General features: G+C 67.9%; 3 protein-coding genes. All 3 read left to right on the top strand.

The features are described from left to right. Window positions 1–218 precede the first annotated feature (218 nt). Window positions 219–449, top strand: coding sequence for a type II toxin-antitoxin system Phd/YefM family antitoxin (locus ENN83_RS07285; RefSeq protein ID WP_132696814.1), 231 nt, complete (start codon window positions 219–221; stop codon window positions 447–449). Then, complete coding sequence (locus ENN83_RS07280; RefSeq protein WP_132696812.1) at window positions 446–859, top strand: type II toxin-antitoxin system VapC family toxin; 414 nt, start codon at window positions 446–448, stop codon at window positions 857–859. Before ENN83_RS07285 ends, ENN83_RS07280 begins: the two co-directional genes overlap by 4 nt. Window positions 860–1,190: 331 nt before the next feature. Continuing rightward, a partial coding sequence (locus ENN83_RS07275; protein ID WP_287185594.1) for a helix-turn-helix domain-containing protein occupies window positions 1,191–1,549 on the top strand: 359 nt, incomplete at its 3' end.

Raw genomic sequence — 1,549 nt, 5'->3', positions numbered from 1 at the left:
ACGCAGACCCCGGGCGCCTTCCTGGCGCGGACGCGCGACACCGCGCCGCCCATACCCGATACACCATTCTCCCGGCGGTGAACGTCATGGTCCATGTGGTGTTTTTCGTCGTCGCCTGAGCACCGATCCCAGGCGCTGGCGGCGCGCGGCGTGGCCGCGATGTTGATTTTCTCGACAAGATGGTCTAGGACTTGGACCAGGTACAATGCAGGTGCGCCATGCAGATGAACGTGTCCGAAGCGAAGGCGAAGCTTTCCGAACTCATTGCGGCCGTGGAGCGCGGTGAAGAGGTGATCATCGCCCGCGGCGGCGTGCCCGTCGCGCAGCTGGTCCCGGCCCGGACCCGCGGGATTCGCCTGGGGCTTCTTGAGGACAAGGTCAGCAAGGAGAGCCTCCCGGACTTTCTGGAGCCGATGAGCGAGGCAGAGCTTGCCGAGTGGGGCGCATGACGCGGATTCTGCTCGACACCCACGTTCTGGTCTGGTCGATGATCGATCCCGCGCGCCTGCCCGCCGCGGTTCTTGGAGCGGTCGAGACTGCGACGGCGGTTCTGGTCCCGCCCTGCACGCTGCACGAAATCACGCTCAAGGTCCGCAACGGTAAATGGGACGACATGGCGGGCCACGCCGGTCAGCTGGACAGCATTTGCCTGGCGCAAGGCTTCGAGTTCGCGCCCTACACGGCCCGCATGGCCATGGCAGCCGGTGCTCTGGACTGGGCGCACCGTGACCCTTTCGACCGGATGATAGGCGCCACGGCGCTGGAACTGCGGTGCCCGCTGGTGTCCCGCGACCCGGCCTTCGATGGGTTGCAGGGGGTTTCGGGCTGGTGCGGCCGGATCTGGGGCGAGGCGGCCTGACACCGACCTGTCGGGCGGCTTCAGACCTGTCACCGTTGCGGCCATGTCCCGCGAGAAGTGCCACAGCGAAGAGGCCGTCGAGGCCCGTTTCGTCGAACGGCGGATCACCGATAAGAGGTGGCGAGCGTGCCCTGGGATGGCCCCGATCCCGCGCTGGACCATCGCGGGGAATAGCACCGGCGATACTCCTGCAAGGCGCGGCGGGCGTGGGACTAGCATACCCGGGCTGGGCGGATCGCGCCTGTGATCCCGGGCGTTGGGAACACTCTGTTTCCGATTGTGTGGTTGCCATACGTTTCCGGCGGGTGGGGTCGGGACGCATTTCCCCGGCATGCAGAGGCTTGCCGAACAGTATCTCACCGTCGCGGATGTTGCCGACCGCTGGCAGCTCGGGGCCCGGACCGTGCGCAACATGGTCAGGGACGGAGCGTTGTCGGCGGAGCGCCTGAACCGCGAGCACCGGATCCGCGCGGCCGAGATGTGGGCCTGCGAACGGGGGCCTTTTCCCCGGGGGGCCGCACAGGCGCGCGCCCTCGCGCCGCTGATGACCGTCTGCGATGTCGCGGCGCTGGTGCGTGTCGATGTCCGCACGGTCGAGCGCTGGCTCGGCGAGGGGCTGCCGACCCGCAATGTCGGCACGAATGTCCGCATCGACGAGGACAGCGCGCGCGCACAGGCCGCGGTGCTGTT

The organism is Rhodovulum sp. (genome assembly GCF_011048875.1).
Classification (GTDB): Bacteria; Pseudomonadota; Alphaproteobacteria; order Rhodobacterales; family Rhodobacteraceae; genus Rhodovulum; species Rhodovulum tesquicola.
This window is presented reverse-complemented; position numbering and strand designations above follow the sequence as displayed.

Coding starts and splice junctions, on each gene's coding strand:
- ENN83_RS07285 (WP_132696814.1), top strand. CDS start 219: ATGCAGATGAACGTGTCCGAAGCGAAGGCGAAGCTTTCCGAACTCATT.
- ENN83_RS07280 (WP_132696812.1), top strand. CDS start 446: ATGACGCGGATTCTGCTCGACACCCACGTTCTGGTCTGGTCGATGATC.